The following is a 22,744-nucleotide window of genomic DNA, read 5'->3' as shown; positions in this document are numbered from 1 at the left end:
GGGCCGACTGTGTTGCCGCACTGTCGGCCTTTTTTGATGAGTAATGGATTAGGTCATAGGCATCGGGTTCGTTAAAAAAGTTAAGGGTTTAGGGTGTGCAGCCGGAGCCCGTAATCAGAATACGGTTTCCCTGCACTTCGTACTGCAAGTTGAGCGTCCGGCAAATCAATTCCAGCTTGACATAAAGCGATTGCTGGTCAATTTTGCCGGTAAAGCGACAGTTATTGAGAGCCTCGTTGCTCATCTCCATTTCGATACCGTACGCGCGTTCGAGTTGCTGCAGTACTTCTGGCAAAGGACTGTCGTCGAATACGAAAGCGGTTGGTACGGGTCGAGCCGGAGCCCGAATGGGTTCTGGCTGATCGATGAGGCCGCGGGTCAGGCGGTCTTCGTCGACATAAATAGTTACTTTCTGATTGGGCGTTAGGACTACGCTGGCTGTTTCATCAACGTCGTCATTTCCGACATGTACCTTGGGTCGTTTCTTAAAGACACTGACTTTTCCCGTATGCACCGCCACTTCGACGGTTGGAACATCGGCGGGGGCGGTTACCCAGAAGCTGGTTCCCAATACCCGCGTTACGATGGTGCCGCTGTACACCAGAAAGGGCCGTTTGGGGTCTTTATGAACCTGAAAGAACGCCTTCCCTTTCAGCCAGGTTTCCCGCTTGTTCGGATGTGCCTTGACCGCATACCGGATCGTACTTTGGGGTTGCAGGTAAATGCGAGTGCTATCTTCCAGCGTAAGGGTCTGAGGCTGTTGAGTTGTGTTGGTATACGTCACAAAATCGTCGGCCCGAACGGTTGGCTGGGTGATCCGATTCGCGGACCGGGATGGATACCGGTTGAACAGCAAGGCACCCAATCCGATCAGGGTAATGACGGCCGCAGCCGCAGCCCAGCCCCGGAACAGGGGCAACCGGACGGTTTTTTCCTCCGCCTGGACAACCGTTTCTGCATCATCGCTGGTTTGCAAATCAATGGAATGCCAAAGTTTTTTCTTCAGCTTTTGCCGATCTTCCTCGCTTAATGCCACACTGCTCTCCGTGCCTAAACGATCATACCATTGATCGATCAGCCGAATTTCCGCTTCGGAGCATTGCCCTTTGTTGTAGCGGGCCAGCAGTTGGACAAATTCTTCTTTTTGCATCGGCAGTTGACCGGTTCCTTTGGTAGAGAAGTCGATCAAGCCCCTTGATTGCCCTAAATGTTTTTATGAAACCATGAAATGTTTATATAAATAGCGTTTATCTTGCCGAATGTTATTCGTTTTGTTCAATTAATAAGTTAGGCGTTTCTGGATCAGAACGGGGTTCAGAGCGCGTCTTGTGGCACTATTTTGTAAAAAAATTGTAATTTGGTGTTCATTATTTGAGGCCCGGTGACAAATGACGGAAGAAGTGCGACTTTCATCACTGAAAGAGTTGGATGATGAGCTGATCCTGAAGGCTTTGTCGGAGGGAAATCGGCTGGCGCTGGCGGAGCTGTACGAACGCTATTGGTACGCTCTGTATCGGGTTGCTTTACAAAAAACCAAATCGCAGGAAATTGCCGAGGAGCTGGTTCAGGATTTATTTGTCCAACTCTGGCAAAAGCGGGCATCACTGGCGGTGCGTCGGGCGGATTTTTACTTATTCAGTGCCTTGAAATATTCGGTAATCGATTACATCAAGCGGCAGATTGTCCACGAAAAATTCCAGCAATACCAACAGACCTTTGGTTCACAGGTGGACGAATCCACGGAAGAGCAACTGGCCTACCATGACCTGGTCGGAACCATCGAAACCGAATTGTTAAAACTACCCGCCAAAACGCAAGAAGTCTTTCGGTTGAGCCGGTTTGAAGGACAGACCATCCCCGAAATTTCGGAACGGCTCGCCCTGACCGACAAAGCCGTTGAATACCACCTTTCGAAAGCTCTCAAACTCCTGCGTGCCCAATTGCGGGATTACAGTTTTGTGCTGCTGCTGATATTGGTTGCGCAGGGGTGATAGACTCAATACGTCTTGGTCATATCCGTCGGAATGTGCAGAATGAAATTCGCCAGGTTCTGGTTGGCTTTGTCCGGCTTGGCTACATCCGGTACCTCAACGGAGGCAATGGTTACAATCTTTAAATCCGGCTGTTTCTGGCGCAAATACCAGATAATTCCTTCAAAGTTGTTGGAGTGATAAGACCCGTTGTAGTGCAGGAACGTCGTGCCGGGTTTGCGGTTTTGCAGGATAAAATACGCCATCGTGGCATCTTTGATCGCCTGGGCGCGGGCAAAGTTGGCCGCCTGTTCGGAATCGGGTTTTGAATTGCCGCTGTGCATCATATCGAGCATGGCCTTGTAGCCGGGCAAGGTCAGATCAACAGTTAGCGGGAGGGGGGCTATCCAGGCTTTCTGCGCCGTCGGAACCGTATCCAGCGACGCCAGACCGTGCCGGGCAACGGCGCTGGCGTACCGGCGGGGGACATTCGTGGCAATAAACGTCAGTTTGTGCTCGCGCGCGAAGTCAACCAGCGGGCGGTAATCAGTTTTATAGTTATTCCACAGCCGGGCCTGTTTCGGAAATTCCTTGTCGGTCGTTTTTCCGGAGACATAGTCAGAGAGCGCCGTCTGGTTATCGGCTTCGAACATTTCGGCCCCCAGCATCAACTGATCCTTACGGCTGGCGTATAAATCCTTGGTTAGCTGCAATTCCAGCCAGTGACAGATCGGATTATTATGTAGCTCTCCGAAAAAAACAACGTCAGCTTCTTCGGCTTCTTTTAATACTTTTTGATAATCGACGGCTTTTAGTTTCTGATTGTAAAACTGATACGCCGGTTTATCACGGGTGAAGGCGAAACAGAGGATGGCAAACGAGAGCAGGTATCTCATGGGAAGTCTTTAGGAAGACGCAATATAAACGAGTGACCGGTACAGGCCGAAAAAAAAGGGTTATTTCGCGGAGTTACGCGGAGTTTCCTGGAGTTGCGCAGAGAAAAACTCTGATCAACTCTGCTACTCTCCGCGTAACTCCGCGAAACAACCCCTGAATCAGGCGCGCAAACCTTACAGCTCCCGAATCCAGATATTACGGAAACCGACCGGGTTGCCATGATCCTGTAACAACAGGGGGCCTTTGCCGTGCGGTTGTACTTTCGGATAACCAATGTACTCCGTCGTTCCTTTGATGTGGAAATCGTACAGGATCAGCACGCCGTTCAGTAAAACCGTTACCTTGCCCATTTCCGACATCATGCCGTCCTTGTTGAATTTCGGCGCGTAGTAGATAATGTCGTAGGTCTGCCATTCGCCCGGTTTGCGGCTGGGGTTCACCAGCGGAATGGCCTGTTTGTAGATCGAACCCACCATCCCGTTGGAATAGGTCGGGTTGTTATAGCCATCCAGAACCTGCAACTCGTAGCGTCCCTGCAGGAAAATACCGCTATTGCCCCGGCCCTGGCCGTTTCCTTCCACTTTGTCGGGAGCCCGGAACTCAAGATGAAGCTGGAAATCCTGGAATTCCTGCTTGGTCCGGATCGATGCTCCTTTGGCCGAGAACATTGCCCCATCCCGAACGGGCCAGGGGTTGGTACCGGCGGTAACACCACCCCAGGCTTCGGGGCTGTAGCCTTTCACGGATACCCATTGGCTGCCGTCTTTGCCGTCGAACAGAACGATGGCGTCGGAAGGAGCAGTGGTACCGGAGGCTGTATTGGGCGACAAAACGCCGGGCGTTACCACGCGCGGCACCGGTTCCCAGATCTCCGACGATTCCGGATTTTGCTGGCGTTTTTCCTGAGCAAGAGCCAATTGCGCGATTCCCAGAAACAAGGTAAGGGCTAAGAAACGTTTTTTCATTCGTAAAAATAGGATTGTGTGAACAATGATTTGCACGAAAATACCGGCGTCAAAGATAGCCGAAATGTCAACGCAGTGCGTCTGTTAGGAACCCGGTTTTTTTCAGACACCGTTTTCTCCCTGCTTTCAGGCAGCAGGCCCGATCGTATCCATTCTTGGATTTCTCGAATTTGATGTCGAAATAGTACATTTACGGGTGGAAGTGAATCTATTTTATAAAAAAATTTAAAAAAGAGGTAACTTTCAGGCTTAAAATCAAACCTTCTATTTTTTATCCTCATGAACACAATGTTCGCCCGTTTGGTGATGGGTGTCGGATGGGTGTTTACGGCCGGACTGGCGATGGCCCAGCCTAAAACTGATCAGCCGACGGCTCTTCCGCTCAACGATTTAAGTGCCTTTCAAAAACCCGGAAACAACTGGCGCATTGTCAGTGACGTTTCGGCTGATCTCAACCAGAACAACGTCCTGAAGAGTGTGCCGGGAACCGGTGTGCTGGCCAACCTGCCCGCGAAAGACGGGAATATTGACCTGGTTTCGAACTTCCAGCACGGCGATGTCGATCTGGATCTGGACTTTTTAATCGCGAAAGGATCGAACTCGGGCGTCTATTTACAGGGACGCTACGAAATTCAGTTGCTCGATAGCTGGGGCGTTAAAAACCCCAAAGCGGGTGACAATGGCGGTATTTACGAACGCTGGGACGAAAGCCGGCCGAACGGGCAGAAAGGCTACGAAGGCCACCCGCCCCGTCAGAATGCCAGCCGGGCACCCGGTTTATGGCAACACCTGAAAATATCGTTTCAGGCTCCGCGTTTCGACGCCAGCGGGAAGAAAATTGAGAACGCCCGGATGCTGCTCATCGAGCTGAACGGGGTGGCAATTCACGAAAACGTGGAACTCTCGGGGCCGACGCGCGGAGCCATGGGCAACAACGAGGTGGCCGTGGGACCGCTCCGGATTCAGGGCGACCACGGGCCGGTGGCCATCCGGAATATTGTAATTAAGAACTACGACAAACCACGCCCGGAACTGATGAACCTGAAGTACCGGGTGTACAAAGGTCGCTTCGATAAAGAACCGGATTTCAGTAAGTTACCGCCGGAGGCCGAAGGGTCAGCGGTCATGCTGACGGCCAATGTGACCCGGATTCCGAACGATTTTCTGATTCGGTACACGGGGACGCTGCGCGTGAAAGAAGCCGGTGACTATGCGTTCAATCTGGGCGCTGCGGGCGGTGGCGGCATGATGAAAATCAACAATAAAGTTGTGATCGCAGCGGGCGACCGCCGGCAACGGGGCACGATTACGCTCCCCGCCGGTGATGTTCCGTTCGAGTTGCTGTACGCGAAAATGGAAGACTGGGCCAAACCGTCGATCGGACTGGCGGTGACTGGCCCCGGTATTCGGGAATACATTATGAGCGACGCGGGCAGCAGCCTGAATGGCGATCCGACCGACCCGATTCTGGTCGATGCTCCGTCCAATACCATTTTGCGGAGTTTTATGGATTTGCCCGGTTACCGCAACGCGCAGGGCCGGACTTTCCGGGTGGTGCATGCCGTGTCGGTTGGTAGCCCGGAACAGGTTCATTATACCTACGATATGGACAATGGGGCGCTGGTGCAGGTCTGGCGGGGTCAGTTTCTGGACTCGACGCCGATGTGGCACAGCCGGGGCGACGGATCGTCACGGCCGATGGGCATGGTGCAGCGAATGGGCGTACCGGTCTTGGGCGTCGCCAAACTGTCGTCTCCGCAGGCAGCCTGGGTAATGGACACTACGGGGACCGGTTTTCGAACCAAAGGCTATGTGCTGGACGAAAACGATCGGCCCACCTTCCGCTATCAGGTTTATGGTGCTACGGTAAACGACGCGATTCGCGTTCTCGACAACAGCCAGGGGGTTCGGCGGGAACTGACGGTTCAGAATCCGTCCGATAACCTGTACGCCCGGCTGGCCGAAGGCAGCACCATTGCTCCGTTGGAAAACGGTATGTACATCGTGGATGGCAAAGCGTTTTACGTTCGGATCGATGAGGCCGGGGGCGCTACGCCAACCGTTCGCAAAGTTGGAGACCGGCAGGAACTGATCGTGCCGGTGAAGGGGAAATTGAGTTATTCGATCTTGTTTTAAATCCTATGAAACGAATGTATCCATCTATTTTCCGCCGGACGGTTGTGGGCGCTTTGCTGTCAGCAACGCTTTGTTCGGTGGGTTGGGCGCAGGAATCGCCCAAGGAAGAAGATTTTTATAAAATTCTGAAAGTATCGGCCCCCGAAGGAACGTTGCTGGAAGTAGGCGGTTTGGCCGTTTTGCCGAATGGCGATCTGGGCGTGGCAACGCGCCGGGGCGATGTGTGGATTGTGGAAAACCCGACCAGCCGTCGGCCGTTCTTCCGCAAGTTTGCCTCGGGACTGCACGAAGTATTGGGGCTGGCCTATAAAGACGGGGCCTTGTATTGCACCCAGCGCGGAGAGTTGACCAAACTGGTCGATTCCAACAAGGACGGAAAAGCCGATATTCTGGAAACCGTCGCCAACCTCCCGATTTCGGGGCATTACCACGAATACAGTTATGGCCCCAAAATCGCCCCCGACGGTTCCTATTTTGTGTCGGGCAACGTGGCGTTTGGGGACGAAAAATGGTGGGCGGGCGAAAGCCGGGTCCCCTGGCGCGGCTGGATCATGCACATTACCAAAGACGGTCAGATCGAACCCTGGGCAACGGGTGTTCGCTCCCCCTGCGGTTTGGGGATGATCGACGGCGAATTGTTTTATACCGATAACCAGGGAGACTGGATCGGTTCCGGCGGGGTCTGGCACGTTAAAAAAGGGGCCTTTATGGGCCACCCGGCGGGTCTGCGCTGGAGCGCCGATCCGAAATCGCCGGTCAAACTGACGCAGGAGCAACTCTACGCCCGGATCAATCCGCGCGACAACCGTGATGAGCGGGGCCGGGCGATCAAACCGGAAAACGTGATCGATGAAAAATTCGTGACCCTGTTCGAAATGAAGAAGGAGTTTCCGGAAATCCAGTTGCCGGTGGTTTGGTTGCCGCACGGCATTCAGGGCATTTCGAACTCCGAAATCGTTCAGATTCCGGAAGGTTCATTCGGTCCCTTCCAGGGGCAGTTGCTGGTGGGTGATCAGGGCCAGAGCAAAATTACGCGCGTGTTCATGGAAAAAGTGAACGGCGAATTCCAGGGAGCGTCGTTCGATTTTCGCAGCGGTTTTCGCTCGGGTGTTCTGCGGATGGCGTGGGCCAAAGATGGCTCGCTGTTCGTGGGCGAAACCAACCGGGGCTGGGGATCGGCGGGGGAGGCCGACGAAGGCTTGCAGCGCCTGACCTGGAACAACCAGATGCCGTTCGAGATGCGGGCGGTTCGGGCCATGCCGGACGGTTTTGAGGTCGAATTCACGACGCCCGTTGACAAGAAATCGGCGGAAGATCTGGCATCCTACTCGGTCGAAAGCTTCATTTATAAGTATCACCCGGTTTATGGCAGCCCGACGGTGAACAAAGAAACCCACGCCATCAAAGGGGTTAAGGTTTCGGCGGATGGGCTGAAAGCCCGCGTGATTGTTGAAAACCTGCGCCAGTATTACATCCACAACCTGACGTTGGATGGGGTTCGGTCGGCGGAAGGCTCGTATTCGCTGGTACACCCGACGGCCTATTACACGCTGAACAACATTCCGGAGGGTACCAAACTGACGATGAGTGACGTCAGCACCACGAACTCGGCGGCCCCGAAAACCGCCCCGACGAAAAAAGGCGCTCCGGCCAAAGCGGGGGTAAAAACCGGCGCGAAAACCGCTGCGACTACACCGGCCAAAACCGGAGGACTGGTGGCCAAGGCACCGACCTTTGAAGAGGTAAAACCGTTGCTGAACCGCCATACGTGCTCAGCCTGTCATAATGCCGAAAAACGGCAGGTCGGCCCGGCATTTGCCGATGTGGCGAAAAAAGGCTATTCGAACGAGAAAATTGTGGAACTGATCTACAATCCAAAACCGCAGAACTGGCCGGATTACGCGACCGAAATGCCGCCGATGCCGCAGGTTCCGAAAGCCGATGCCCTGAAAATTGCCGCCTGGATCAATTCACTGGCTCCCGGCAAAACCGCAGCCGCCAAAAATGCGGATGAACCTTGAGGAGTTAAGAATTAAGAGTGATGAGTTAATGCGTCTGCCAACTCTTAATTCTTAACTCCTCACTCCCCGGAAACACGACAGCCCGGCCAATGGTCGGGCTGTCGTGTTTCCGGGGTATTGATTGGCCTACAAGGTGCGTCGGCGAATCGCTCCGGCGGATTTCCTTCACTTGGAACCTGCCGGTTTAACGGGAATCGAGATGGCGGCCTGGTCCCAGGCAATCGATACCTCCGATTCGGTTGGCGTAATGGTCAGTTTTTCGACCGGTGTGGCGTTGGTTTTGACCGGAACCTTGAACTCGGCCACGTCTAGTTTTTTCAATTCTTTTCCTTTTACCGGATCAATGTAGTCATAAGCGCCCCATTGGCCCAGTTTGCTATTCAGAATCACCGTCCATTCTTTTTCGTCGGGAATGGTAAACAGGGTGTACGTTCCGGCTTTTACCGGTTTTCCGCCAAACACAACATCTTTGGCGAAGGTAATCTCGGTGGCTTCGTCGGCTCCCGTACGCCATACCTTCCCGTATTTTTCCAGTCCGTCCGGACCAAAAATAACCCGCCCCTTTTTGGACGGCTGACCGTAAACTACTTTCACACTCTTGCCGGGACTCTCAACTTTCAAGTGTGGACTTTTCTGCGCCGAAACCAGCGTGGAAGTCGCCATGATCAGGAGCGCAACAATGAATAACAATCCCTTTTTCATCGGTAATTGAAGGTTTATTGGTGAATGAATCGTCGCAAATAAAACAAAACTTGGACCAAAAAATAACGGTTTGGTTTAATTGGTCAGTAAAATAAGCTGAACGGATGGTCGGAATAGTACAATCACCTGCAGAAATACTACCGAAAATTGGCATGACCGACGGATGGCGGTCTGCTTTCCGGGAAAATCAATTTTCCCTTTGCCGCTGAACGTCGTACTTTTGTGCTTCATTTGAGACGTTTATGCCGTTGCTTTCTCCGTCGGACTACCGTTCCCCTGCTCATTTGTGGAACGGCCATTTGCAAACCATCATTCCGGCTTTATTCCGAAAAGTAGAGGTGCCGTATGTCCGGGAGCGCATTGATACCCCGGATGATGATTTTCTGGATCTGGACTGGAGTTTTTCAGAAGGTAAACATGGTGGTGCAGCGCCTTCCTCTTCCGGCTTAACGATTCTCTCCCACGGGTTGGAAGGCGATTCCCGGCGGCAGTATCTGGCCGGTATGGTGCGGCACCTGACGGCCAACGGCTTTGATTGCCTGGCCTGGCATTACCGGAGTTGCAGCGGTGAAATGAACCGGCAGGTACGGTTTTATCACCTCGGCGAAACAACGGATTTGCAACTGGTGATCAATTATGCCCTGCAGAAAGGCTATCGGCATATTAACCTGATGGGCTTCAGCGCGGGCGGCAACATTACGCTGAAATTTCTGGGCGAACAGGGCGAGGCCATTCATCCGGCGATTGAGAAAGCGGTGGTGTTTTCGGTACCGTTGCACCTGACTACAGCGGCCCGGCGACTGGAAGCCTGGGACAGTCAGATTTACAACAAGCGGTTTAACCGGACCCTGAAGCGAAAAGTTTTTACGAAAGCGGCCTTAATGCCGGGCACAATTCATACGGAAGGATTGCAAAAAGTACGAACTTTGCGGGAGTTTGATAACCTGTTCACCGCCAGACTGCACGGGTTCCGGGATGCCGAAGATTATTACCAGCAAAGCAGTGCCTTGCAGTATCTGGATAAAATTGCGATTTCGACCCTGATTGTTAACGCGAAAAACGATCCTTTTTTGTCGCGGGAGTGTTTCCCCGAAGAACTGGGGCGTCGGCTGCCGAACGTCTGGATGGAATTTCCGGCGCAGGGTGGCCATTGCGGTTTTACACCCGTCGGACATCCGAAGGACGTTTACTGGTCGGAAGACCGGGCGTTGCGGTTTTTGAAGGGTGAATACCAGGGAATGGTTCCGACGCCATCCCGGAAGGGGTAGACAAGAATTATTTGGAAAATAAGTACAGTGCATCTTCCGATACTCAGGCAGGCGTTGGAAGAATTACTAAATGCCGACAATCTGGAGTAAAACGATGTTAACCAAAACACTCGAACAGACGTATTTCGTTATTGATTTCGACAGCACCTTTACCAAGGTAGAAGCCCTGGATGTGCTGGGTGAAATCTCACTGGCCGGTCACCGGGACCGCGACGCCATCCTCGACAAAATCAAGATCATTACCGACCGGGGGATGTCGGGGGAAATTTCGCTGGCGCAGTCCATTGAAATGCGGCTGCAACTGCTGAACGCCCACCGCGATCACCTGCCCGCCCTGATCGAAACGCTGAAAAACGAAATTTCGGATTCGTTCCAGCGAAACCGGAGTTTTCTGGCCGAACATGCCGACCATATTTTTATCGTGTCGAGCGGTTTTAAGGAATTTATCGTGCCCATCGTTACGTCGCTGGGCATCAAGGAAGAGAATGTGTTTGCCAATACGTTTGTCTTCGACAACGACGGCAACATCGTGGGCTGCGATTGCGAAAACCCGCTTGCTACCGACAAGGGCAAAGTGAAGCTGATCCGGGATATGAAACTGGACGGCGACATTTATGTGATCGGAGACGGCTATACCGATTACGAAATTCGCGAATCGGGGCTGGCCAACCGGTTTTACGCGTTTACCGAAAATGTCATGCGTCCGAAAGTGATCGAAAAAGCCGACCACGTAGCGCCTTCGCTCGACGAGTTTCTGTATCATAACAAGCTGAGTCGCAGTCAGTCGTATCCGAAAAGCCGCATCAAGGTGCTGTTGCTGGAGAACGTACACCCCGTGGCCGTCAATCTGTTTGAAAGCGAAGGGTTCAATGTCGAAATCCTGAAAGGGGCGCTGGATGAAGAAGAACTGATCGAAAAAATCCGGGATGTGTCAATCCTCGGTATCCGCTCGAAAACGCAGGTGACCAGCCGCGTACTCGAACACGCCAACAAGCTGATGTGTATCGGCGCGTTTTGCATTGGTACCAACCAGATCGACCTGAAAACGTGTACTGAAAAAGGGATTGCGGTTTTCAACGCGCCGTACAGCAATACCCGCTCGGTGGTGGAACTGGCGATTGGCGAAATCATCATGCTGGTGCGGAACATCGTTCCGAAAAGCAACAGGATGCACGAGGGCGTTTGGGACAAATCGGCCCAGAATAGCTTCGAAGTGCGGGGCAAAAAGCTCGGTCTGGTGGGCTACGGCAACATTGGCACCCAGTTGTCGGTGGTGGCCGAAGCGCTGGGCATGGAGGTGTATTTTTACGACATTGTCGATAAGCTGGCGCTCGGTAACGCCCGGAAATGCAAAACGCTGGACGAACTGCTCACCATTTCGGATTTTATCAGCCTGCATACCGACGGCCGGGCCAGCAACAAAAACCTGATTGGTGCGCGGGAATTCGGATTGATGAAAGAAGGGGTCATCTTCCTGAACCTGTCGCGGGGGCATATCGTCGATGTGCCGGCGCTGGTCGAAGCCGTGAAAAGTGGTAAGGTGGCCGGTGCGGGAATTGATGTGTTTCCGTACGAACCTAAAACGAATAACGAGCCGTTTCTCAATGAGTTGCGCGGTTTGCCGAACGTGATTCTGACGCCCCATATTGGAGGCAGTACGGAAGAAGCGCAGGAAAATATTGGTAATTTCGTGCCGGGTAAACTCCTCGAATACATCAACAACGGAAGCACCTACGGCAGTGTCAATTTCCCGGAACTGCAATTGCCGTTGCTGAAAGATTCGCACCGTTTGCTGCACATTCACGCCAACGTACCGGGGATTCTGGCGAAAATCAATGCTATTTTTGCCCAATACCACATCAACATCCAGGGCCAATACCTGAAAACCACCGATCAGATCGGTTACGTGATCACGGATATTGCCAAGGATTATTCGGACGAGGTCGTCAGTGAACTGCGGCATATCGACAATACGATCAAATTCAGATTGTTGTACTAATGCATTGACAGGATATGGAACAGGGAGTAAAAAGAATGGAGTGGCCCTCTTCAAAAGTCATGCTTCTGGCTTTTACTCCCCTTCTTCTGCTGCTGGCCGCTGCTCCCAGGATGTATTCCATCTATCAGCGAAAGCAGATTCGGAAGGAATCGGTCGTAACCGTGGGAACCGTATCGCATTTTGAGCTGGTCAAAACCCGATACTGGCAGTATTATCGGGCGAACACCCGGTTTTTGGTTAATGAAAAATCGTTTGTGGGGAAAAGCCGGGTGATTCGTACCCTATCGGAGGGCCAATTGCAGGGGTTGCGGGGCGAAACATTGCCGGTTATCTATGAAAAGGGTAATCCGTCCAATAACGTTGTGCTCTCGACCGAAGAAAAGTTTTCGCAATTTGAGTTTATGTTTCCGGATAGCCTGCATTGGACGAGGCAGTATTTTTATTGATCGACTATGAAACAAACCTACTTCACCGCCGGACCGGCGGAATTGTATCCGACGATTTACCAACATCTGCAAACGGCGATGGATGAACAGATTGGGTCAATTTCGCACCGGAGTGCCAAATTCAGGAGTCTGTACCAGTTCTGCGTCGAACAACTGCGCGAACTGCTCACCATTCCCGAGACGCATGGCATTTATTTCACCGGGTCGGCCTCCGAAGTGTGGGAACGGATTTTGCTCAATTGTGTCGAATACGAGAGTTTTCACCTGCTGAACGGGTCATTTTCAAAGAAGTTCTGCGAATACGCGACGGCGCTTCAGAAGTACACGCACAAGCAGGAAAAACCGTTCGGCGAGGGGTTTGATTATGCCGAGGTGCAGGTGCCGGAATACGCCGAACTGATTGCCGTAACGCATAACGAAACCAGTTCGGGCGTGCAGATGCGAACGGTTGATATTCATAAACTGAAACGCAGCAACGCCCGGAAACTGATTGCGGTCGATATGGTCTCGTCGGCGCCGTACCCGGATCTGGACTTTTCACTGATCGATACGGCATTCTTCTCGGTGCAAAAAGCCTTCGGGATGCCCGCCGGTCTGGGGGTCTGGATTGCCGGCGACAAGTGCCTCGAAAAAGCGGAGTTGCTGAAACATGGCGATCAGCATATCGGTGCTCACCACAACCTGCCGACACTCTGGAAAAACTTCAAAACCTACGAAACGCCCGCTACGCCGAACGTGCTGTTCATTTATCTGCTGGGCAAAATTGCGCAGGATTTCAACCGGATCGGGATTGAAACCATGCGGAAGGAAACGGAAGAGAAGGCGAGAATGCTGTACAAATTCTTGGAAAGCCACCCGCAGTTTACGCCGTTTGTGAAAGAAGAACGGCACCGCTCGCGGACGGTGGTGGTGGCGAATACGCAAAAACCGTCGGCGGAGGTGATCAGTAAAGTGAAAGAATCCGGGTTGGTCATCGGCAGCGGCTACGGACAATTCAAGGATACCCAGATTCGGATTGCCAACTTTCCCGCGACCAGCGCGGAGCAGATTGGCGAACTTATTGACATCCTGAGCAAACTCTAGTTGACGGTAAGCCAGGAAAGGCGTAGGGTGTTGATCGATAGTGGATTAGTCGGTTGCCCAGGCTTGTTTTTCTCTGGTCCTGGATAGAACGGACGTTTTCGCCATACGGCGGATGGCCCCAACGGACTATCCGCCGTTTTTTTACGCCTTCCCGTTGAATAACAATTTCCGGCTGGCCGGGTTTTATGGAGACAATTCAACACCGTCCCATGAAAACGTTCACCAACCGGCTTATCATTCTGACAAGCCTTTGTCTGATAAATGCCATTGTCACGCAGGCGCAGGTAACCGACACGCTCCGTCGGGAGCCCGCCGTCGCAACGCAACCGGATACCACATTCAACACCAGCAAGCGCCTATCGGACGAAAATCTATCGGATTTCGAGCGACCCGGTTCGCCCTGGTTCCAGCGCAATGCGGCCTTTATTGGCCTGGGTTTAGGGTTTGCCATCGGCAAAGGACAGGGATTGTATACGGCTTTTACGCCCCGGGTGGGCTTTTTTCTCCAGCGTGGCTTTGCGATTGGGTTGCGGGGGGCCTTTGAAAGCCGGGCCAAAACCAGCTACCGGGCCAATTCGGCGGGTGCCTTTGTCCGGTATTATCCGGTTCAGAACAATTTTTACGTTTTTGGCGAAGGCGGTTTTAATATCGGGAAGTTTCGTTCCAGCGACGTCGGCCCGAATGATAAACGCGGCTTTAGCAGTCTGAATATCGGAGCCGGGTTAGGGGTGCGGGCACTCGATAACCTGAGTTTCGAACTGATGATCGAAAACAATTATTACGATAAAGCCCCGGTCTATGCGGGCAACAATCGTGGGCCGCAGATTAAACTGGGGGCCAATTTTCACATCAGCTCCCGGCGCTGAAAGTTCAGGCGGGTGATTTGAGGCTATTCAACATCGTTTGCGTGACGGTTCGGTAGAGTTCCTGCCAGGCGGTTTCCGTTTCGGGCGTCCATTCTTCCTGCAATTGGCTGGCCAGGGTTTTCAGTAACGCCTTTCCGACGGTATCGTAATCGACCGAAAGAACGCCGTACTGAAAATGCCGGTGGGCCAGGGCCTTTAATTCTTTTTCCAGCTGATCAGGGTGGTGCAGCTGATCGACAATGAAGTTGATCATGTCCATGAACTTCCGGATTTGTCCCGTCAAATTCGTGCCGAACAGGTAACGGAGGGAGGTGTCATCCTGGAATAAGGTCTGGTAAAAAAGGCTGCCGGTTTCTTCTTTCTGAGGAAGGAGGGAATTCCAGGAATTTTTGATCAGCGAAATCTGACTTTCGTCCATGACAGTAAGTTCGTTGCGTTGTTCTGCCAACGAAATGGGTTTAGGGCAGAGCGATAAAAAAGGGGTGGCTTTCGGCGCGGAGGGCCAAAGTCCACCCCTTTCAAAAAATACATTTCAATAAGTACGGTCGGCGGAGGAAAGTAGACTACCAGACCCGCGTCTGATCGACTTCCGGTTTATAAAGTTTCTCCCCCGGTTTTACGTTAAACGCCTGGTAGAAGGGGGCGAAGTTCGACAGCGGGCCATTCACCCGAAATTTGGCCGGCGAATGCGGATCGGCTTGCACCCGAACCCGCAGGGCTTCGTCCCGGATTTTGGTTCGCCAGATTTGGGCAAAACCGAGAAAAAACCGCTGCTGGGGCGTAAAACCGTCGATTTTTTCGTCACTTTTCCATTGGTCGGTTAGTTTGAAAGCATCATAAGCAATGGCCAAACCACCCAGATCGGCCAGGTTTTCACCCAGCGTCAGGCGACCGTTCAGGTTCAGGTTGTTCAAAACCGTATAACCGTTATACTGATTCACCACCTGATTGGCCTTGGCCGTAAACTTGTCCGCATCGGCCTTCTGCCACCAGTCGCGCAGGTTTCCTTTCACATCGTACTGCCGGCCCTGATCGTCGAACAGGTGGGTCAATTCGTGGCCGATTACCATCCCAATGCCCCCGTAGTTAATGGCGTCGTCGGCGTCTTTATCGAAAAAAGGGAATTGCAGAATCCCGGCCGGAAACACGATTTCGTTAAAGGTCGGGTTCGCGTAGGCGTTCACCGTCGGAGGGGTCATGCCCCACTCGCTGCGGTCCACCGGTTTTTCGATTTTGCCCATATTCTCTTTGTTGTTGTGCCTGCGGGCGCTCTGAATATTTCCAAAATAGTCGTCCCGCTTGATCTCTACATCCGAATAATCCTTCCATTTGTCGGGATAGCCGATTTTACGGGTGATGCCGTCGAGTTTTTCCAGGGCCACTTTTTTCGTTTCGGGCGACATCCAGTCGAGTTTCTCAATCCGGTTCCGGTAGGCTTTCTGCAGGTTATCCACCAGCGTCAGCATCCGTTCTTTGGCTTCAGGCGTAAAGTATTTTTTTACCCAAACCTGCCCCAGCAGCTCGCCCAGGTAGTTATCCGTATTGTCGGCGACCCGTTTCCAGCGCTCCGACAGCGATTTCTGGCCCGACAGCACTTTGCCGGCAAACTCAAACTTGGCCAGCACGAACGGTTTGCTCAGCAGGGATGCGTTATTGTCGATGAAATCAAACGCCAGGACGTCCCGGATGACATCGATGGGCGTCGAAGCCAGCAGGTTGCCAAGCGCCTGATAATATTCGGGCTGGCTGACCAGTACGGTATCGGTTTTGGCCGTCATCGTGCTCAGCAGGGTTGTCCAGTCGATGTTGGGCGTCACTTTGTTGAGGTCGGCAACGGCGTATTTGTGGTAATTCCTGATCGGGTCACGCAGGTCGGCAGCGGCCTTGTGGGACTTGGCAAGGTTGGTTTCAAACGCCAGAATGCCGTCGGCTTTTTTGCGGGCCGTCGTTGAATCAAGGCCGGTGAGCGTGAAGAGCCGGGTGATGTAGGTGACAAAAGCGGCCCGGACTTTTTTGGTTTCCTCGTCGGTTTTGAAATAATACTCCTTTTCGGGCAGACTTAATCCGGCCTGTACGAAATTGATTCGATTGATATCGCTCCGCCGGTCGTCGGCGTTCACGTAAAAGCCAAACAGCGCTCCGCCCCGGTTGGCTTCGTCGGCAGCCATGTAATTCAGAGCTTGTTTGTAATCCTGCAGGGCAGCAATTTTGGCCAGTTCCGGTTTGAGCGGTTCATAGCCTTTCTGCTCGATGGCCACTGTATCCATCCCGCTGGCAAAAAAATCGCCCACCTTCTGTTCGGTACTGCCCTTGGCGGCTCCGGCGGCTGCGGCTTCTTCCAGAATGGCGCGCGTTTTTTTCTGGTTTTCTTCGTAGAGGATGTAAAAAGAACCCCATCCGGACTGATCGTCCGGAATCGGCGTGTTTTTGATCCAGGTTCCGTTGACATACGAAAAGAAATCATTGCCCGGCGTCACGGTCGTATCCATCCCGGTTTTATCGAAAAATACGGTGCGGGCGGTTTCTTCCTTTTCCGATTTACAGGCGGCAAACAGTAACATTCCGCCGACCGCCAGGAGAAGCGATTCTCTGAGGTTCATGTTGTGGTTCAGTTGTTAATGGCTTGAAAACCGTAAAAGTAATTTTTTTATTGATTCACTCGGTCGCCATCGACGCGGGACAACGACCGCTGGTCCTTTTTCCGGTTGTACCGTTGCCTCAAAACAACGGACATAACTAAAAACCGTATGCGTTTCGGAGTTACTTTTAGGGCGGTTTTAACCAACAGCCTCTGAAAACCTCACTGATTTCCGGCTCTCTGCCTGGACTGGTTTACTAATTGATCCGCCGGGATCAAGGGCCACTGCGTAGCGTGGCCTGATCTCCTAGTGCTTTTACGTTCAATTTGCTAACCATTACTCCAATGACTTCTCTGATTTCAACCCGATTACAACTTATTCCCTTACCCCTTTCCTCCCTCGAACAACTGGCCATAAGCCGTTCGAGAATGGAAACGGCGCGGGGGCTGGCCATTTCCCGTTTAGCACTGACCGACGAAAACTTTGCCGCCGAATTCGACGAAGCGATCAGGCAGTATGTCATTCCTAATGTCCGGGCCTATCCCGATCACTGGTGCTGGTATACCCACTGGCTGGTGGTTCACCGGGCGCTGAACCTGACCATTGGCGGTATTGGCGTGGCCGGTTTGCCGGATGCCAGCGGGCAGACGATGATTGGCTATTTCGTGGATAAAAAGTTTGAAGGACAGAACTTCACAACGGAAGCGGTTTCCTCCTTTCTGGGCTGGATTTTTGAACAACCGACCGTGAAAACCGTGGTGGCCGATACGCCCGAAAACCATATTGCGTCGCAACGGGTTTTGCAGAAGAACGGTTTTTCGCTGGAAGGACCGGTGGAGGAAGGGCTGCGGTGGCGCAAAAACCGCCCGGATTCAGGCCGTTAGGTAAAGCGCCAGGCCCACCAGATCAGGACCAGTTGCAGGGGGAGTCGCCCCCACCGCAGCCAGGCCGGGGTGTCCGGAAACTGGTCCGAGGTTGCCATGTAGAGATTGGCCGGGAAAACGGCAATCAGCAACAGGATCAAGCCCCAGGCCGCCAGGGTGCGGGTTGCCGGAAAAAGCAGTCCCACGCCCAGCACCAGCTCGGCCATTCCGCTGACGAACACCAGAATCGAGGGGTATGGCAGGTAGGGCGGCATGATCCGGCGGTACGGTTCGGGCCGGAAAAAGTGGAGAAAGCCCGATAGAATGTAAACACTGGCAATGCTGTAAAGACTCAGGTTGTTCATGGATGCGAGACGGTTAGGCGGGAACAGCCTGGGTTTAAACCAGCTCCAAATTGGACATTGGATAGGAAGTTTAAAAAGAAAACAAGGATTTTCTAACAAAACGAGCAAGGTCCGGGTAGATAGGCAGAGGGCAATACAACTTGAAACCAGATGACGAGTCAAGATAAGGAATTTACCGGAAAAGTAGCATTGGTAACAGGGGCGGGTTCGGGAATTGGCAAAGCCGCAGCTTTGTTACTGGCGCGCCGTGGAGCGCGTGTGGCTGCTCTGGGCCGCACCAACAGCGAATTGCAGCAAACGGTTCGGCAGATTCGGCAGGAGGGGGGCGAAGCCATTGCCCTGCTGGCCGACATTGCCAAACCGGACGAAATGCAGAACGCCTTTGCGGAACTACAAAACCAGTTTGGCGGGTTGCACATCGTTTTCGCCAACGCCGGCATCAACGGGGTATGGGCACCGATCGAAGAACTGGAACCCGATGAATGGGACAAAACCATGACCATCAATCTGCGGGGAACGTTCCTGACGGTGAAATACGCTGTTCCGCTGCTGAAAGAAACCGGTGGCTCGATCATCATTACCTCGTCGGTCAACGGCACGCGGATTTTCAGTAACACGGGTGCGACCGCCTATTCAACCACCAAAGCCGGGCAGGTAGCGTTTACGAAAATGGCCGCGCTGGAACTGGCCAAGCACCGCATCCGGGTGAACGTTATTTGCCCCGGAGCGATCAAAACCGAGATCGACGACAGCACCGAAAAACGCGACATTGAGTCGGCCAAAGAACCGGTCGAATTTCCGGAGGGCACCATTCCACTGACCGACGGCCAACCCGGCTCCAGCGAACAGGTGGCCGAATTGGTGGTGTTTCTGGCGTCGGACCGGGCCAGCCACATCACCGGCACACCGATCTGGATCGACGGAGCGGAGTCGCTGCTGATGGGGTAAGCCCATCCCCAAAGCTCAGTGCTGCATTAGCCACTCCAAATAATCGTGCTGCACCTGCTCGCCGTTATACGCCTTGCGAATCGCTTTTCCCGCCGAATCGTAGGTGATTTTGTGAAACGTGTGATCATGGCCGGGGTATACTTTTACGGTTAAATTGGTCTTTTTCCGGCGGGCGAATTCCAGCGGAAGAATATCGTTCGAATGGGCGTGGACATCAGCTGCGCCATAAACGATGCAGATCGGGATCGTGAGCGCAAGCAGATAGTTGATGTTCTGGTTATGTGAAAAAGAGTACATGGTCCGGTTTGGATCGCCCGTAATTGAGCGGGTATTCAGCGAATCGGCACAAATGGCAACCCACTCTTTTTGCAATTCCTCGACCCGGCGCTGCGCTTCTTCCTGCGTGTATTCGCCGGTATACCCTTTTGTTCTTTCCGTTCGGATCATTCCCTGCAACCGGCCTTCCAAACTCCCCGAAAAAGCGACAAGGTGCGTTACTTTTGGATTGGTATAGGCGGTTTTAATGGCCACATGGTACCCTTCCGAACCACCCACCAGCGCGACCCGCTTTGCATCCACCCAAGGCTGTTGTACTAAAAAAGCTAAAACCGCATTCGTTTGGCGGACGTAGTAATCCAGGTAATTATGCGCAAAATAGGTGGCCGAAAATGAGTTTCGCCTGGCGGAGTGCGAGGATGAAAACAGGGAGTCGAGGTACGATTCGTCGACAACCAGCGGAACGCCCGGTTTGGCAATGATGATGCTATAATACTCGGCTTTATACGTGGAAAATGTACCGGGTAACTCGGTTAGCGCGGGTACCTGCGATTTGGAATCTTTCGTAAACAGGGGAATTGGTAAAGAACCTTGTCTGAAAAGGAGAATAGCCTTTGGCGCTTTTAATTCCGCCGGGGGTACATTTACCGCAAACGTAGCGGAGTCGTTTTCAAACGGAATGGTAAAAACCGTACACCGGCCGACCTGTCGTTGGCTATACTGCCCGAATGCCTTCAGGGAGCCAAATAGAAAAATGGAAACCAGAAAAAGTCTCATCGGCCGGGCAGGATGTTAACGTTCCGGCAAAGATGCAGGGATTCATGGACTTCGGCCTGTTAAGAAATGTTAACAGACGGGATCGTAGCATCGATGCTGGTTCGACTATTTATTCCACCACATGGCCGACAAACTGGGCGCTATTGTCCAGAATCACGCCCCCGCGCCGGAAGCCCAGCCCGCAGCCTTCACCCGCGAAAAACACTCCGGCCTGGTAGTGGTTTCCGGCGGCATCGGTCGGGAAATCGACATACTCCTGGTAGATTTTAGGGTGTTCATCGTACTCTCCGTCGGCTTCAGCCTGGACGCGTCCCTGCTCATCCAGAATCCGGACGTTGGCTCCTTCGCGCCCGAACAGCACTTTCTCGACGAAAGGCCGGTCGGTCAGCGGGCGGTTTTCGGTCTGGAGCAGCAGCGGATGATAGGGATACAATTCCCAGAGAATTTTCAGGATGTATTTTGACTGAAACAGCAGCGAATACGCCGGATTGAGCACGACGACCTGGCGCTGACGGACGGCATTGGTCAAAATCTGGGCGAGGTCGGGTTCTTCGTACCCGATGTATTCCCAGGGCAGTAACTTGAACCAGAAATCGAATTTTTCGAAATGACCGGTTTCCGGATTTTGCCGGAAAATGCCTTCCCCCGCCGAAAATTCAACTTTATCGATGTATTCGAAATCAACCGTAAAACCGGCTTCGCGGGCGGCTTCGCCCAGCACCGCCACGTTGCTGTCGTCTTCCGGAAAACCGCGCATGGCCGACAGGAGCAGGGTCGGCTCCCGGTCGCTGTTCTGCGTCCGGATTTCGCGGAACTGCGTAACCAGCGTTTCATACACCGAATTAAACTGGCGCTCCTCGTCCAGTCCGTTGGCGCGCAGATGGGCGTATTGAACCACGGCTGTTTCGGGAATGCAGGTGGCCGTGTCGGCGTTGAATTCAATCAGTTTAATCGGGTGCCCATCGATGCCACCCGCCAGATCAAACCGGCCGTAGAGTTGAATATTCCGCTCATCGTTCCACGACAGTTTGATTAGCTCGACGAGGTTGGCCGGAATGCCCAGTTCGCTGAACCGGTTGTGGTCGATCACGTGTTGACCGGCTTCGACCAGCATTTCAAAGAGTTGATTGGCCGCTTCGTAATACGCGTCCGCTTCCGCCGGGCTGACCACCACCACTTCGTTGGTTAAATATGATAGCGTATCGGTACCGAGCATCCAGTTCCAGCCAATATTCCGTAGTTGCTGGTCTGGTGCAAGGGGTAAAGGACGGGTTTTGATCATGGTGTGTGGTAGTAAAAGTATGGTTTTCAGGTTACGGTGGGTTGATAGACGCGGTGTATGAAGGCCGCTCACCGAAATCGTAAACCGAAAGCTATAAACAATTAAATCCGAAACCGCCAGAAAATTGACGAACGGTTTCGGATTTCATGCATACTAAGCCCGGTTAGCCGGGCTGAAAGGCCTTCGCGAAGGGGCATCCCGGATGGTCAGCACAGCCAGTGGAAGCCTTAGTTCCGACTTAATCTCCTCCCGTTCAGCGGCATTGGGCTGAATCCGGTTTAGGGCCGTTCGGTACGGAGCGCTGGGGGCATGGGCAGAAAACGAAAAGCGTCACCCAGGAACAACCAACGGACCCGCTCTCTGGACTTCCGTTCCGGCCCGACCGTTAAAACCAGCCCGCGCCGGGAATACGGAATGGCCAGGGAATGGAAGCCAGAATAACGAGCAGCCCCAGACCGAAGAAAATGAAAACTGTGCGGTGTTTCTGAATCGGGCCATTGAGCCGCCGTGATTTCGACCGCCCGATGGTGATCAGGACTACTGCGATCAGCATGCCCACGATGTGTTCGACGGTGTAAAACCGGTACAGGCTCTCGCGCATGATCGTGCCGAAGTCCATACCCGTACCGATACCTACTTTGGGGCTGAGGAAATACAGGATCAGGCCGATCAGGAATTGGGTGTGCGTGGCAACCATGGCAAAGACGTACAATTTGTTGTCGCCTGCCGTGTATTCATCGCGGCCCTGCCATTTCCGAAATGCGGTGGCGATAGCAGCGAGCAACAGCAACAATACAACCCAGCGAAGTCCCGAATGTAGGTGAAGTAAAATATTATACATGAGTGAGAAGGATTTGTCTGATGGCAAAGAAACAACATTTGCGGCTACATCGGACGAGAAACAGAGGAAGATTGCGGACAAAAACCGGGAATTTGCTGTTAAATCCTCGGGAACGGGCGTTCTTTGTCTATTGATTGACTTCTTTATTCGCTTTCATGATTCTTTACAACTTAACAGTAAACATCGACAAGGCCGTCGAGCGCGAATGGTTACACTGGATGCGGACCGAGCACCAGCCGGCGGTGCTGGCAACCGGGCTGCCGCTGGACCATAAAATCCTGCACCTGCTGACCGAAGTCGATAATAACGGGGCGACCTATACTTTTCAGTATTCGTTCCGGAGCAAGCTGGATTTCTTCCGTTTTCAAAAATATCATTCGGATGCCTTGCTGGAAAAACTCCAGCAACGGTTTGGCAATCAATACGTCACGTTTCAGAGTCTGCTGGAAGAGGTGTAAAA

The 22,744-nt window shown here is 52.9% G+C and carries 21 protein-coding genes and 1 pseudogene; 12 read left to right on the top strand and 10 right to left on the bottom strand.

Translation table 11 applies throughout. The annotated features are described in order from the left end of the window. Positions 1-88: 88 nt before the first annotated feature. Positions 89-1,150 (bottom strand): FecR family protein, encoded by a 1,062-nt coding sequence (locus tag ACFPMF_RS26635; RefSeq protein ID WP_379850947.1) that lies wholly within the window; start codon positions 1,148-1,150, stop codon positions 89-91. Between the two features lie 250 nt (positions 1,151-1,400). Here ACFPMF_RS26635 and ACFPMF_RS26630 point away from each other — a divergent pair, with 250 nt between their 5' ends. Then, positions 1,401-1,991: an RNA polymerase sigma-70 factor gene (locus ACFPMF_RS26630; RefSeq protein WP_379850945.1), complete on the top strand. Its 591-nt coding sequence runs from the start codon at positions 1,401-1,403 to the stop codon at positions 1,989-1,991. A 5-nt stretch (positions 1,992-1,996) separates the two neighbouring features. On the opposite strand, the gene ACFPMF_RS26625 is transcribed toward ACFPMF_RS26630, so the two are convergent. Together ACFPMF_RS26625 and ACFPMF_RS26620 are read right to left on the bottom strand one after the other, a co-directional pair. Continuing rightward, on the bottom strand, positions 1,997-2,866 hold the full coding sequence (locus ACFPMF_RS26625; protein ID WP_379850943.1) for a ChaN family lipoprotein: 870 nt from the start codon (positions 2,864-2,866) through the stop codon (positions 1,997-1,999). A 174-nt stretch (positions 2,867-3,040) separates the two neighbouring features. Next, on the bottom strand, positions 3,041-3,832 hold the full coding sequence (locus tag ACFPMF_RS26620) for a 3-keto-disaccharide hydrolase (protein WP_379850941.1): 792 nt from the start codon (positions 3,830-3,832) through the stop codon (positions 3,041-3,043). 279 nt (positions 3,833-4,111) lie between these two features. Here ACFPMF_RS26620 and ACFPMF_RS26615 point away from each other — a divergent pair, with 279 nt between their 5' ends. Next, positions 4,112-5,968 carry a 3-keto-disaccharide hydrolase gene (locus ACFPMF_RS26615; protein ID WP_379850939.1) on the top strand — a complete coding sequence of 619 codons (1,857 nt, stop codon included), beginning with the start codon at positions 4,112-4,114 and terminating at the stop codon, positions 5,966-5,968. A gap of 5 nt (positions 5,969-5,973) precedes the next feature. Next, complete coding sequence (locus ACFPMF_RS26610) at positions 5,974-7,989, top strand: c-type cytochrome (RefSeq protein ID WP_379850937.1); 2,016 nt, start codon at positions 5,974-5,976, stop codon at positions 7,987-7,989. A gap of 165 nt (positions 7,990-8,154) precedes the next feature. Here the strand turns inward: ACFPMF_RS26610 and ACFPMF_RS26605 are convergent, their stop codons facing one another. Beyond that, positions 8,155-8,691, bottom strand: a complete 537-nt coding sequence (locus ACFPMF_RS26605; protein ID WP_379850935.1) for a DUF2911 domain-containing protein — start codon at positions 8,689-8,691, stop codon at positions 8,155-8,157. A 242-nt stretch (positions 8,692-8,933) separates the two neighbouring features. Here ACFPMF_RS26605 and ACFPMF_RS26600 point away from each other — a divergent pair, with 242 nt between their 5' ends. The 5 genes from ACFPMF_RS26600 (at position 8,934) to ACFPMF_RS26580 (ending at position 14,353) form a co-directional block, all read left to right on the top strand. Continuing rightward, positions 8,934-9,959, top strand: a complete 1,026-nt coding sequence (locus tag ACFPMF_RS26600) for a YheT family hydrolase (RefSeq protein ID WP_379850933.1) — start codon at positions 8,934-8,936, stop codon at positions 9,957-9,959. Between the two features lie 94 nt (positions 9,960-10,053). Continuing rightward, positions 10,054-11,958: a phosphoglycerate dehydrogenase gene (serA, locus tag ACFPMF_RS26595; protein WP_379850931.1), complete on the top strand. Its 1,905-nt coding sequence runs from the start codon at positions 10,054-10,056 to the stop codon at positions 11,956-11,958. A gap of 59 nt (positions 11,959-12,017) precedes the next feature. Further along, a complete protein-coding gene (locus ACFPMF_RS26590) occupies positions 12,018-12,404 on the top strand; it encodes a hypothetical protein (protein ID WP_379850929.1) in 387 nt (128 codons plus the stop codon). A 6-nt stretch (positions 12,405-12,410) separates the two neighbouring features. After that, positions 12,411-13,487, top strand: a complete 1,077-nt coding sequence (locus ACFPMF_RS26585) for an aminotransferase class V-fold PLP-dependent enzyme (protein WP_379850927.1) — start codon at positions 12,411-12,413, stop codon at positions 13,485-13,487. Between the two features lie 209 nt (positions 13,488-13,696). Beyond that, positions 13,697-14,353, top strand: coding sequence for an outer membrane protein (locus ACFPMF_RS26580; protein ID WP_379850925.1), 657 nt, complete (start codon positions 13,697-13,699; stop codon positions 14,351-14,353). A gap of 4 nt (positions 14,354-14,357) precedes the next feature. Here the strand turns inward: ACFPMF_RS26580 and ACFPMF_RS26575 are convergent, their stop codons facing one another. Continuing rightward, positions 14,358-14,771, bottom strand: coding sequence for a globin domain-containing protein (locus ACFPMF_RS26575; RefSeq protein ID WP_379850923.1), 414 nt, complete (start codon positions 14,769-14,771; stop codon positions 14,358-14,360). A gap of 145 nt (positions 14,772-14,916) precedes the next feature. Beyond that, positions 14,917-16,953, bottom strand: coding sequence for a M13 family metallopeptidase (locus tag ACFPMF_RS26570; RefSeq protein WP_379850921.1), 2,037 nt, complete (start codon positions 16,951-16,953; stop codon positions 14,917-14,919). A gap of 323 nt (positions 16,954-17,276) precedes the next feature. Here ACFPMF_RS26570 and ACFPMF_RS26565 point away from each other — a divergent pair. Both ACFPMF_RS26565 and ACFPMF_RS26560 read left to right on the top strand, forming a co-directional pair. Then, positions 17,277-17,738 (top strand): annotated as a pseudogene (locus ACFPMF_RS26565) (GNAT family N-acetyltransferase); the annotation flags it as partial. After that, entirely contained in the window at positions 17,716-17,820 is a 105-nt protein-coding gene (locus ACFPMF_RS26560; RefSeq protein WP_379850919.1) for a hypothetical protein, read from the top strand. The pseudogene ACFPMF_RS26565 and the gene ACFPMF_RS26560, both read left to right, overlap by 23 nt. Here the strand turns inward: ACFPMF_RS26560 and ACFPMF_RS26555 are convergent. Continuing rightward, complete coding sequence (locus ACFPMF_RS26555) at positions 17,813-18,160, bottom strand: DoxX family protein (protein ID WP_379850918.1); 348 nt, start codon at positions 18,158-18,160, stop codon at positions 17,813-17,815. The genes ACFPMF_RS26560 and ACFPMF_RS26555 overlap by 8 nt on opposite strands. A 150-nt stretch (positions 18,161-18,310) precedes the next feature. Between ACFPMF_RS26555 and ACFPMF_RS26550 the strand changes: the two genes are divergently transcribed. Further along, complete coding sequence (locus ACFPMF_RS26550; protein ID WP_379850916.1) at positions 18,311-19,108, top strand: SDR family oxidoreductase; 798 nt, start codon at positions 18,311-18,313, stop codon at positions 19,106-19,108. A 15-nt stretch (positions 19,109-19,123) separates the two neighbouring features. Here ACFPMF_RS26550 and ACFPMF_RS26545 read toward each other — a convergent pair whose 3' ends face one another. The 3 genes from ACFPMF_RS26545 to ACFPMF_RS26535 form a co-directional block, all read right to left on the bottom strand. Further along, positions 19,124-20,161 (bottom strand): alpha/beta hydrolase family protein, encoded by a 1,038-nt coding sequence (locus tag ACFPMF_RS26545; protein ID WP_379850914.1) that lies wholly within the window; start codon positions 20,159-20,161, stop codon positions 19,124-19,126. A 109-nt stretch (positions 20,162-20,270) separates the two neighbouring features. Then, complete coding sequence (locus ACFPMF_RS26540) at positions 20,271-21,443, bottom strand: glutathionylspermidine synthase family protein (RefSeq protein ID WP_379850912.1); 1,173 nt, start codon at positions 21,441-21,443, stop codon at positions 20,271-20,273. A gap of 385 nt (positions 21,444-21,828) precedes the next feature. Next, positions 21,829-22,284 (bottom strand): cytochrome B, encoded by a 456-nt coding sequence (locus ACFPMF_RS26535; RefSeq protein ID WP_379850910.1) that lies wholly within the window; start codon positions 22,282-22,284, stop codon positions 21,829-21,831. 155 nt (positions 22,285-22,439) lie between these two features. Between ACFPMF_RS26535 and ACFPMF_RS26530 the strand changes: the two genes are divergently transcribed. Then, a complete protein-coding gene (locus ACFPMF_RS26530; protein ID WP_379850908.1) occupies positions 22,440-22,742 on the top strand; it encodes a DUF4286 family protein in 303 nt (100 codons plus the stop codon). Positions 22,743-22,744 lie beyond the last annotated feature (2 nt).

The organism is Larkinella bovis (assembly GCF_042655385.1).
Taxonomy (GTDB): Bacteria; Bacteroidota; Bacteroidia; order Cytophagales; family Spirosomataceae; genus Larkinella; species Larkinella bovis.
The sequence above is the reverse complement of the archived record's forward strand: the minus strand, read 5'-3'. Positions and strand labels throughout refer to the sequence as shown.

What these genes read in the sequence shown, in the direction of transcription:
- ACFPMF_RS26635 (WP_379850947.1), bottom strand. Translation starts at nt 1,150, where the DNA reads ATGCAAAAAGAAGAATTTGTCCAACTGCTGGCCCGCTACAACAAAGGG.
- ACFPMF_RS26625 (WP_379850943.1), bottom strand. Translation starts at nt 2,866, where the DNA reads ATGAGATACCTGCTCTCGTTTGCCATCCTCTGTTTCGCCTTCACCCGT.
- ACFPMF_RS26620 (WP_379850941.1), bottom strand. Translation starts at nt 3,832, where the DNA reads ATGAAAAAACGTTTCTTAGCCCTTACCTTGTTTCTGGGAATCGCGCAA.
- ACFPMF_RS26615 (WP_379850939.1), top strand. Translation starts at nt 4,112, where the DNA reads ATGAACACAATGTTCGCCCGTTTGGTGATGGGTGTCGGATGGGTGTTT.
- ACFPMF_RS26610 (WP_379850937.1), top strand. Translation starts at nt 5,974, where the DNA reads ATGAAACGAATGTATCCATCTATTTTCCGCCGGACGGTTGTGGGCGCT.
- ACFPMF_RS26605 (WP_379850935.1), bottom strand. Translation starts at nt 8,691, where the DNA reads ATGAAAAAGGGATTGTTATTCATTGTTGCGCTCCTGATCATGGCGACT.
- ACFPMF_RS26600 (WP_379850933.1), top strand. Translation starts at nt 8,934, where the DNA reads ATGCCGTTGCTTTCTCCGTCGGACTACCGTTCCCCTGCTCATTTGTGG.
- serA (WP_379850931.1), top strand. Translation starts at nt 10,054, where the DNA reads ATGTTAACCAAAACACTCGAACAGACGTATTTCGTTATTGATTTCGAC.
- ACFPMF_RS26590 (WP_379850929.1), top strand. Translation starts at nt 12,018, where the DNA reads ATGCTTCTGGCTTTTACTCCCCTTCTTCTGCTGCTGGCCGCTGCTCCC.
- ACFPMF_RS26585 (WP_379850927.1), top strand. Translation starts at nt 12,411, where the DNA reads ATGAAACAAACCTACTTCACCGCCGGACCGGCGGAATTGTATCCGACG.
- ACFPMF_RS26580 (WP_379850925.1), top strand. Translation starts at nt 13,697, where the DNA reads ATGAAAACGTTCACCAACCGGCTTATCATTCTGACAAGCCTTTGTCTG.
- ACFPMF_RS26575 (WP_379850923.1), bottom strand. Translation starts at nt 14,771, where the DNA reads ATGGACGAAAGTCAGATTTCGCTGATCAAAAATTCCTGGAATTCCCTC.
- ACFPMF_RS26570 (WP_379850921.1), bottom strand. Translation starts at nt 16,953, where the DNA reads ATGAACCTCAGAGAATCGCTTCTCCTGGCGGTCGGCGGAATGTTACTG.
- ACFPMF_RS26555 (WP_379850918.1), bottom strand. Translation starts at nt 18,160, where the DNA reads ATGAACAACCTGAGTCTTTACAGCATTGCCAGTGTTTACATTCTATCG.
- ACFPMF_RS26550 (WP_379850916.1), top strand. Translation starts at nt 18,311, where the DNA reads ATGACGAGTCAAGATAAGGAATTTACCGGAAAAGTAGCATTGGTAACA.
- ACFPMF_RS26545 (WP_379850914.1), bottom strand. Translation starts at nt 20,161, where the DNA reads ATGAGACTTTTTCTGGTTTCCATTTTTCTATTTGGCTCCCTGAAGGCA.
- ACFPMF_RS26540 (WP_379850912.1), bottom strand. Translation starts at nt 21,443, where the DNA reads ATGATCAAAACCCGTCCTTTACCCCTTGCACCAGACCAGCAACTACGG.
- ACFPMF_RS26535 (WP_379850910.1), bottom strand. Translation starts at nt 22,284, where the DNA reads ATGTATAATATTTTACTTCACCTACATTCGGGACTTCGCTGGGTTGTA.
- ACFPMF_RS26530 (WP_379850908.1), top strand. Translation starts at nt 22,440, where the DNA reads ATGATTCTTTACAACTTAACAGTAAACATCGACAAGGCCGTCGAGCGC.